The sequence below is a fragment of the Psychrobacter nivimaris genome (assembly GCF_904846365.1).
GTDB classification, from domain to species: Bacteria; Pseudomonadota; Gammaproteobacteria; order Pseudomonadales; family Moraxellaceae; genus Psychrobacter; species Psychrobacter nivimaris_B.
The window spans coordinates 18,666-27,731 of record NZ_CAJHAL010000037.1; the positions used below are offsets into that span (position 1 = coordinate 18,666).

The window sequence follows — 9,066 nt, forward strand, 5'->3', positions numbered from 1 at the left end:
CTGTACTGAATAATTTTGGCTGCGTGCGCCATTCAATAGCCTACTATCAGACAGTTAAATAGTCTGTAGCTGCCACTGACTGTCGTCGGACATGCTCAAACGATGCGTAATATCACTTGGACTGTCCTGTGCATCTAATGGCATAGTGACGCGATAGCCTTGCTGACGTAGACTCTCTACTTGTTGCAGTAGCGTCTGCATCTCATCTGTATTGGCATTAGACAAAGCGGCAAAATCAACCAAGACAACGGTTGGCGCATCTAATTGTGTATGAGCCAACAATCGGCTGACATCCATACTAAAGCCCGTGGCCGCGCGTAACGCTTGCGTCTGGCTTTGCATACCATCAAAACGACCACCACGTACGAGTGGCTGAGTTTCGCTATTGATATAACCATTGAAGACGATGCCAGTATGATAGTGATAACCTGATAGCTCAGTCACATCGATACTGACTGGGCACTGCCATTGGTCTTGTAGATAGTTTTTCAAACGCTGTAGCTCATCAATTGCCGTCGCGATTTGGCTGTCTTGCTGCGCCGCACCTGATAATTTGGCTAATAGGTTTGCGATATCGTGACCAAAGCGTGCCAGCACATAAAAATCATCACCCATTGGCAAAGCACGGCAAACACGTTTGAGCTCTGGTAGGTTTTTATTGGCATATAAATACATCAATTGCTCAGTATCACTGTCTGATAACTCAGCCAATTCAGCCAAACGTTTGAATATCGCTACATGACCCAAATCGATATGAAGCGCTGCACTCATATTGAGTTTATTTACCATCGTAAATAGCACATCTATCAGCTCAATATCTGCCGCTAGTGATGCACAGCCAAATATCTCAGCACCTAACTGTAGCGGCGTACGTGAGCCAAATAGACCTGATGGCAAGGTATGAATCACATCACCAACGTAACAATAACGCGCAATACCCGTACCGCCATGATGCGCATCTATACGCAAAATCTGCGGGGTAATATCAGCGCGTACGCCCATTAGGCGACCGGTCAACTGATCGATAATCTTAAAGGTTTGGCGTTTCAGATCTTCTGACGCATCACTTAGCAAGGACTCAGTAAACTCGATCATCGGTGGGCAAACCAGCTGATAACCATGAGTAATAAGCTGCTCGATTAACTGATGTCTAAGCACTTCTTGCTTATGCGCATCTTCAAACAGGACATCAACCACCCCATCAGGCAATAGCCAACTATTGGCAACATCACTGCCAAAGTTACTCAAATATGGCATGCGATTGGGTGCAGCACTGTTTTCAGCAGGCTGAGACACTGTTTCGTTGGTAGAATTTGGCTGGGCAGGTTTTGCAGAATCAGAACTAACAGACACAATAAATCCTTGTTTGGCGTATCGCTTACCAAAAACGCGGTACTGATGCGGTACTTAAAGGGTGATTTGCTTGGTATTGACGCTGTGTATGTTTATTTTTAACGCGCAACATCATTGACCCAATTATTTATAAACAAACCAGGTAACCGCAAAAGGGTGAATAATAAGTATAATTTAGAATGATAAGACGAGTATCTTTATGCGCTAAAAAATTGCGACAAATAATCAAGGCACTTTATGCTTTAGTTTAGCATAGCACTCAAGGTTCGCCTAGTGACAATTAGCCACAATCACTATCTAATTACAGTTCAATTGCTGCTTATTAGCTTAGCAGATGTAACGGTCATCGTTGATGTATTTGGCTCAATATTGGGCAAATAGCCGAGAGGTTTATTTTTTGTTAACCATAAGATAATGAGCGCGATTACGGCAGCGTCATCAACACCGACTCATGATACACTAACACATATTTTTATCTCGGAAGCCTTATGTCATCTGATTACCACCCAAGCCCTGCCATCAACCAAACCAATGTCTTAGGCACCGCACTTGCCAGCTGTTGTTTCGATCCAATCACTGGCTATTATCGCAATGGTTTTTGCCATACTGGCAACCATGATGTCGGTCAACATACCGTCTGTGCCAAGATGACCAGCGAGTTTTTAAACTTCTCTGCCAGTCGCGGTAACGACCTGATTACCCCACTACCTGAATACAATTTTCCTGGTCTCAAACCTGGTGACTATTGGTGCATCTGTGCGCTACGTTGGGTTGAAGCATTGGACTTCGATATTGCACCACAAATAAAGCTAGAAGCGTGTCACGAGAGCCTATTGGCATTGGTAGATATCGATACGCTAAAAAGCTATGCCCTATAGTTAGTATTGGCACACGATAAAATCGTAGCAGCGTTCACAACATATTTGGATTATTGAAGTTTTTTATTATATGACAGGAAAGTATATGGAAAATGATAATAATCAATTGATTAAAAAAACGGCTCATATAGCGCCTGATTCCAATATGAATCATATCTATGCCAATATGAGTGACAAGCATCTCTATTTGGACGATGATGATAGCTATATTTATGGTGATGTGGATGCCACCACTGAAGACACTATCGAGACCATGACGGTCTACGATCCTGACTCTGAACGCTATGAAGATATTGATTCATCAAGCGCAGGTGAAGTGGTCAATTGCTACGCTTACTCACGTAAAACAGGTGAGAACCTTAATAGAGTGGCGCTCAATGATGTGAGTCGTACGCTAGGGAACAATGGTCAATTTATTTGGCTTGGGCTATATGATCCAAGCTTAGAAACCATGGTCAAAGTAAAAGAAGCCTTTGACCTACATGAGCTAGCGATTGAAGATGCCTTTGCTGATCATCAACGTGCCAAGGTCGAAAACTACGATAATGACATGGTCTTTGTGGTGCTACGTACGGCCAAGCTAGAAGACAATGTCATTCGTTATGGTACTACTGCGATATTTATGGGTAAAAACTACCTGATTACAATTCGTAATGGTCCGTCAAACTCCTACGCGCCAGTACGTGAGCATTGCCATCGTCGCCCCGAAAAGCTACGCATGGGGCCTATCTTTGTATTGCACGCTATCCTCGATTTTATCGTTGATAACTATATGCCGATTACCGATCGATTGGGCCGTTACTTGCGCGAGCAAGAACGCTATGTATTTACCTCTGAGTTTGATAAAGGCACGCTAAAAAATCTTTACGAGCTTAAATCGCAACTGGTACATATGCGCGCCATTATTTTACCTGTGCAAGACATCTGTAGCTTTTTTATCAATCATAAAAAAAGTGAGATTATCTCTGGATTTTCTCAAGCCGCTAAGCCTTACTTTCGCGATGTTAACGATCACCTATTGCACTCCCTAGATGCTATTAATGGTCTAAATGAGATGCTAAGCGTGGTCATGAATACCTATATGGCGATGGTCAATATGGGTCAGAATGAAGTGGTACGTAAGCTCGCTGCATGGGCAGGTATTCTGGCAGTGCCGACAGCTATCGCTGGTATCTATGGCATGAACTTTGACTTTATGCCTGAGCTGCACTGGAAGTATTCTTACCTTGTTATTATGGCCATTATTATCGCCTTATGTAGCTATTTGTACTACAATTTCAAAAGATTGAAATGGTTGTAATGCCAAATGCCATCCGTAAAAAAAGAGCAACCACTGGTCGCTCCTTTTTTATGTTGCTATCTTTTTGTATTGCTATCTAATTATTCACGGCGATGCTTAGTATGGCTATCAGGCGCTTGAGCATTATCAGGCAACAATGCTTTAACCGTTAGGTTTGCATGCTGCTTATCAAGATTATCCTCTGGACGACCAAACGTTTTTGCTGTCCAAGTTAACACTACAATAGAGCCGCTTAGTAGCATGATGGCCACAGAAATTGTCGCTAGCAGCCATAAATGAAAATAGTCTGAAACTGCCTGTACATCAACCACCAAATGTCGTGATAAGGCCGTTATGGCAATAAATATCAAAAACTGTACTGGCAGACGGTGGGTTTTAAAGTAGATACCTATCATGGCCAGTAGCTCAAGATAAATAAACAACATCAATATGTCTTTTAGATCCGCTGAGCCTTTTTGGATAATACCAATGAACTCTTTTCCTGCGGTCCAAACGACAACCACACTGATTAGAAATAAAATAACGTAATGACAGACATCGACAAACTCTCTACCAATACCTTGTAGTCGCTCATGAACACCTACGTTTTTTTTAGCCATGTTTAGGTCCTATCAACTGAAATGTGGTTGATTTAGCCTGAGTCTATGTTACCTCAGGCCCCTTATATATCGGCAATCAGTATTCGTATGACTATCTTTTTAGCCGTTATTCAAACCTGCTGACTTTTCAGCAGCATCGACCGTTTGGCGAATAAGCGTGTTGATAGTCATTGGGCCAACGCCGCCTGGTACTGGCGTATAAGCGCTGGCAATATTTTCCATGCCTTGCATTTCGATATCACCAACACCACCATCATCTGTCGGATGGAACCCTGCATCAATGACAACTGCTCTTGCTTTGATCCATTCCGCTTTAATCAGCTCAGGTACACCTACGGCACCAACCACGATATCTGCACGCTTAATATGTGCTGCCAAATCTTGAGTTCTTGAATGGCAGATAGTCACTGTACAGTTAGCATTCAATAGCATCATTGCCATTGGCTTACCTAAGATAGCACTACGCCCTACGACCACTGCTTCTTTACCTGATAGCTCGATATTATGATGCTCTAATAAGTGCATGATGCCCTGCGGTGTGCATGAGCCATAAGCTGACTGCTGCATCGCCATACGACCAAAACCAAGACAAGTCACACCATCGACGTCTTTTGCTAAGTCAATCTGCTCAAAACAAGCACGCTCATCAATATGCTCAGGAACCGGATGCTGTAGCAAAATGCCGTGTACATCTGGATTGCTATTTAACTCATCTATCTTTGCCATGAGCTGCTCAGTGGTCGTAGCACTTGGCATCTCAACGCGTATAGAATCCATGCCAACACGCTTACAGGCGTTGCCTTTCATACGAACATAAGTGGCAGAGGCTGGATCGTCACCAACCAATATCGTCGCTAAGCTTGGGGTGCGGCCAGTCTTTTCCTTAATCGTATCTACGCGCGTGCGCAGATCCTGTTCTATTTGTTTGGCAAGTGCTTTGCCGTCCAAAACGGTAGCGGATTCTTGGGCAGTAGACATAGTAACTCCAATAGAGGGTACGATATAAAAAAATAAAGACAGCGCGCGCAAATACTTTGCATGCCTGTCCTTTGGTTCGTCAATCTTTGACTAAGAGTAATATTGTACCTGTGTACGCTACAAAATCCTAGCGTAAGATAAAGCCTGCACACTGATAATTTTTTATAATAAGTCAATTAAACAGCATTGCTTATATATAGGCAAATGTATCTTGTGCTTTCAATAAAAATAGCGTCGACTGAGGGATGAATTTCTAAAAATAATCATTTATTGCCATTTTATTCGACCATCGAATCAAACACGCTATCGATCGCCTGTATTGTCAGTTTAATTTCAGCAGCCGTAAGCGTAGGATGCACTAGAAACATCAGACTACTCTCACCTAGCTGCTTTGCCATTGGCAATCTAACACTTGGACGCAACCCTGTATTATCAAAGGCCTTCTCCAAATAGACTTCTGACGCAGATCCAGAGAAGCAAGGCACACCTTGATTGTTAATTGCTTCAATAATACGGTCACGTGTCCAACCAGTAGGTAGATTATCGGACTGCACATAGACATATAATTTATAGTAAGCATGGTTAGCATTTGAGAACTGCGCTAAATGCTCTAGTCTCGGCACACAAAGGTAGCCTTTGGACTCCCATTTGCTACAGGCCTCTAGTATGGCTTGCGCATTAGCAGTCCGTTTGGCTGTCCACTCACTCATTTTTTCCAGTTGAATACGCCCTAAAACGCCTTGCATCTCAGTCATACGCCAATTGGTGCCAAAGCTTTCATGCAGCCAGTTGTAGCCAGGTGATTGCTCCGTTTCATAGACTGCAGCATAGCTCTTACCATGATCCTTATACGCCCACATTTTTCGCCATAGCAGTTCGCTATCAGTGGTGACCATACCACCCTCACCTCCTGTGGTCATAATCTTATCTTGGCAAAAACTCCATGCCCCAACATGACCAATACTGCCCACGCTTCGCCCTTTATATCGTGCGCCATGAGCTTGCGCGCAGTCTTCAATAACATATAAGTCATGCTCATTTGCCAGTGCCATAATGCTGTCCATATCACATGGCCAGCCAGCCAGATGGACGCACACGATACCTTTGGTTTTATCACTCAGTACAGCTGTGATGCTCTCAGCGGTGATATTGCCAGTTGCTTCATCGACATCTGCAAATATGGGCGTCGAACCTGCATTGACGATTGATGAAATACTGGCAATAAAGGTACGCGGTGTGACAATGACCTCATCATCTGTACCTATATCGAGTGCTTGTAACGCGACATCCAATGCCAAGGTGCCATTACCCAACGCTATTGCGTATTTACTACCTGTCCAGTCAGCAAACTCTCGCTCAAACTGACGACATTCTTCGCCTGTCCAATAATTGACTTTGTTAGATAGTAGCACTCGACTGACAGCATCAGCCTCATGTTGCGTAAATTTTGGCCAAGGTGAAAAAGGGGTATTTAGCATATGTTCCTCTATGGTACTTATGTCTAATGTTGTGTCACGCTCTACGATAAACTGCTCACTATGTTATTAACCTTTTTATCTATCATGATTTGCTTCATGCGCAGCTTTTTTAATTAGCTGTATTGATATCAGCAAAGAGTACTTTTAAAGCATTTCTTCATTAATACTATTGCCCATGAATTTACTCATAGTTGCTTCGCCCTTAGCACTGATACCATCTTTAACAATAACTTTTTTTACCGTTTTAAATAAAATCTTGATATCCAACCACAGCGACTGATTGTCCACATACCATGTATCAAGTGCAAACCTTTCATCCCATCCAATAGCATTGCGACCATTGACTTGAGCATACCCTGTAATACCTGGGCGGACGTCGTGTCGGCGCGCTTGTTCATCATTATATAAGGGTAGATACTCCATCAATAATGGTCGCGGGCCCACTAGACTCATATCGCCCTTTATGACATTCCAAAGCTCGGGCAACTCATCAAGGCTGGTGTTACGCAGCGCTTTACCAAACGATGTCAATCGCGCGCCATCTTCCAAAGGATTGCCATCTGCATCTATATCATCCTTCATTGAGCGAAACTTTATCATCTCAAATGGCTTGCCATACAGACCTGGACGAATCTGACGAAATAGAACAGGCGCGCCAAGATTTTTACTCACATTGTATGCAGTTGCAGCATAGACAGGAGACAGTACTACTAACGCTGTCGTTGCACCTACAATGTCAAATAGTCGTTTTATCATTTATAAACCCAACATATTTATTAGTCGTTTATTGACTTTATCTGCATCAAATTTCTCTTGTGCTAGCTTGTAGCTTTCATCACCCATCTCTTTAATCTGTTCAGGATGTTCTATAAAGTAAATCATCTTTTCTGCCAAAGCTTTCGGGTTCCATTTTTCTACTAAAAACCCATTTACTCCATCAATAACCGTCTCACGGCAACCAGGTACATCAGTAGTTATAATAGGTCTTCCAATTGCCATCGCTTCCTGAGTGCTGCGCGGCACACCTTCACGATAATAAGATGGAAGAACAAATACGCTAGATTTTGTTATCCAGTCTGAAACATTATTAACATGACCTGGATACTCTATAATACTCGCCTTTATAACTTGTCTTAGTTCTACTTCTGTCAACGCACCTAGAGCTACTTTATCTATTGCTCCTAACACAACAAACCTTGCCTGTGGATATATATTTTTTACAATTTTAGCAGCGGCTATATAATCATGAATACCCTTTTCTGCTAATAATCTTGCTATGAAAATAAATACTGGGTTTTTAGGGTAGTTGTTTGAATAACTATAGTCATCAAGGTTTAAACCAATCCCCCCTAAAACCTCTACTTTTCTAACTTTTATTGAGTATTCTTCCAATAGGTCATTTGGATCATCTGGGTTAAGAAAGATGAGAGTATCTAACCTTGGTAAAGAAATTCTATACAACGCTATTTGTATTTGCTTTATTAATTGCGTTCTTTTTATCAAGCCTTTGGGCTGCTTAGTAAAGGTATACCCTAATCCCTCAAGCATACCTATTACCTTAGGTACTTTAGCCCATCTAGCTGCCAAAGTACCAAATATTACTGGTTTAGAAAAATAAGAAAATACTAAATCCGGTGCTATAGCTTTAATTTTATTTGTTAAGAGATATGTTGATATTACATCTACCAAAGGGTTTAAACCACCTCGCTTTTGCTCATAAGTGACTGGTATGGCACCTAACAACTTAATTTTTTCTAGTTCAGAATTTGTATATTCTGACGTGAACGCATAAACAATATGATTTTTCTGAATCAGTACCTTTATCAGGTCAGCACGGAAACCCAAAAAACTAGAAGCTACCGTACCAATAATAATAATAATCATCTAGAATAATCCTATTCTTTTTATTTCTGAATAACTTTCATCATAATCACTAATATCTTGGTCTCTACAATCATCACACCTACTTTTGAGTAAAATACTCATGAGATTAAAAAAATCTAAATATTTCACTACTAGTTTTTTTAACCTAAACCTCCTAATTATTTTATTTTTTCTACTAACAGACACTATACCTTTATAATTACTATTAATGATTTCCATTTGCATATCATAACCTTGAATCATTTTTTTTACAGTTACATTCTCAACAACTCTGTACCAATATAAAGGTTGTTCAACAACTAAATAATTTAAGTCATTATTTTTTGCAGCTTGTAACCATAAATCGAAATCTTCTGCCAAAATTCTACTTTCATCATAATTATTTCTTATATACCAACTTTTACGTGCTAATAGCGAAGCATGTAACAGATTAGTCACTCCCTCTAGAATCATTTTTGCATTCATTTGGTATAGTCAATCCACAATAAAACTGGAACAGCCCATATCCTGAAACAGTTTAGGCAGATTATTCTCCATCCACCCTTGTCGTAGAAACTTTGCTTGCGCCCATTTCTTTTCAATAGGGTTCAGATCAG

The 9,066-nt window shown here is 41.3% G+C and carries 9 protein-coding genes; 2 read left to right on the top strand and 7 right to left on the bottom strand.

The annotated features are described in order from the left end of the window. Positions 1-54: 54 nt before the first annotated feature. Complete coding sequence (locus JMX63_RS12775) at positions 55-1,353, bottom strand: ATP phosphoribosyltransferase regulatory subunit (RefSeq protein ID WP_201572755.1); 1,299 nt, start codon at positions 1,351-1,353, stop codon at positions 55-57. 488 nt (positions 1,354-1,841) lie between these two features. Here JMX63_RS12775 and JMX63_RS12780 point away from each other — a divergent pair, with 488 nt between their 5' ends. Both JMX63_RS12780 and corA read left to right on the top strand, forming a co-directional pair. Continuing rightward, positions 1,842-2,231 carry a DUF2237 family protein gene (locus JMX63_RS12780; protein ID WP_201572757.1) on the top strand — a complete coding sequence of 130 codons (390 nt, stop codon included), beginning with the start codon at positions 1,842-1,844 and terminating at the stop codon, positions 2,229-2,231. A 145-nt stretch (positions 2,232-2,376) separates the two neighbouring features. Beyond that, entirely contained in the window at positions 2,377-3,531 is a 1,155-nt protein-coding gene (gene corA, locus JMX63_RS12785) for a magnesium/cobalt transporter CorA (protein WP_406947854.1), read from the top strand. 80 nt (positions 3,532-3,611) lie between these two features. Here the strand turns inward: corA and JMX63_RS12790 are convergent, their stop codons facing one another. From JMX63_RS12790 to JMX63_RS12815, 6 genes are all read right to left on the bottom strand, one after another. Continuing rightward, entirely contained in the window at positions 3,612-4,130 is a 519-nt protein-coding gene (locus JMX63_RS12790) for a phosphate-starvation-inducible protein PsiE (RefSeq protein WP_114700746.1), read from the bottom strand. A 99-nt stretch (positions 4,131-4,229) separates the two neighbouring features. Then, complete coding sequence (gene folD, locus JMX63_RS12795) at positions 4,230-5,108, bottom strand: bifunctional methylenetetrahydrofolate dehydrogenase/methenyltetrahydrofolate cyclohydrolase FolD (protein ID WP_201572759.1); 879 nt, start codon at positions 5,106-5,108, stop codon at positions 4,230-4,232. A 278-nt stretch (positions 5,109-5,386) separates the two neighbouring features. Further along, positions 5,387-6,586 (bottom strand): DegT/DnrJ/EryC1/StrS family aminotransferase, encoded by a 1,200-nt coding sequence (locus JMX63_RS12800; RefSeq protein ID WP_201572761.1) that lies wholly within the window; start codon positions 6,584-6,586, stop codon positions 5,387-5,389. Positions 6,587-6,730: 144 nt separating this feature from the next. Then, complete coding sequence (locus JMX63_RS12805; RefSeq protein WP_201572763.1) at positions 6,731-7,342, bottom strand: sugar transferase; 612 nt, start codon at positions 7,340-7,342, stop codon at positions 6,731-6,733. Further along, complete coding sequence (locus JMX63_RS12810; RefSeq protein ID WP_201572765.1) at positions 7,343-8,470, bottom strand: glycosyltransferase family 4 protein; 1,128 nt, start codon at positions 8,468-8,470, stop codon at positions 7,343-7,345. After that, positions 8,471-8,935 (bottom strand): hypothetical protein, encoded by a 465-nt coding sequence (locus JMX63_RS12815; RefSeq protein WP_201572767.1) that lies wholly within the window; start codon positions 8,933-8,935, stop codon positions 8,471-8,473. Positions 8,936-9,066: the final 131 nt, after the last annotated feature.

Excerpts from the sequence above, each read along its gene's own strand:
- JMX63_RS12780 (WP_201572757.1), top strand. The coding sequence starts at position 1,842 with ATGTCATCTGATTACCACCCAAGCCCTGCCATCAACCAAACCAATGTC.
- corA (WP_406947854.1), top strand. The coding sequence starts at position 2,377 with ATGAATCATATCTATGCCAATATGAGTGACAAGCATCTCTATTTGGAC.
- JMX63_RS12790 (WP_114700746.1), bottom strand. The coding sequence starts at position 4,130 with ATGGCTAAAAAAAACGTAGGTGTTCATGAGCGACTACAAGGTATTGGT.
- folD (WP_201572759.1), bottom strand. The coding sequence starts at position 5,108 with ATGTCTACTGCCCAAGAATCCGCTACCGTTTTGGACGGCAAAGCACTT.
- JMX63_RS12800 (WP_201572761.1), bottom strand. The coding sequence starts at position 6,586 with ATGCTAAATACCCCTTTTTCACCTTGGCCAAAATTTACGCAACATGAG.
- JMX63_RS12805 (WP_201572763.1), bottom strand. The coding sequence starts at position 7,342 with ATGATAAAACGACTATTTGACATTGTAGGTGCAACGACAGCGTTAGTA.
- JMX63_RS12810 (WP_201572765.1), bottom strand. The coding sequence starts at position 8,470 with ATGATTATTATTATTATTGGTACGGTAGCTTCTAGTTTTTTGGGTTTC.
- JMX63_RS12815 (WP_201572767.1), bottom strand. The coding sequence starts at position 8,935 with ATGAATGCAAAAATGATTCTAGAGGGAGTGACTAATCTGTTACATGCT.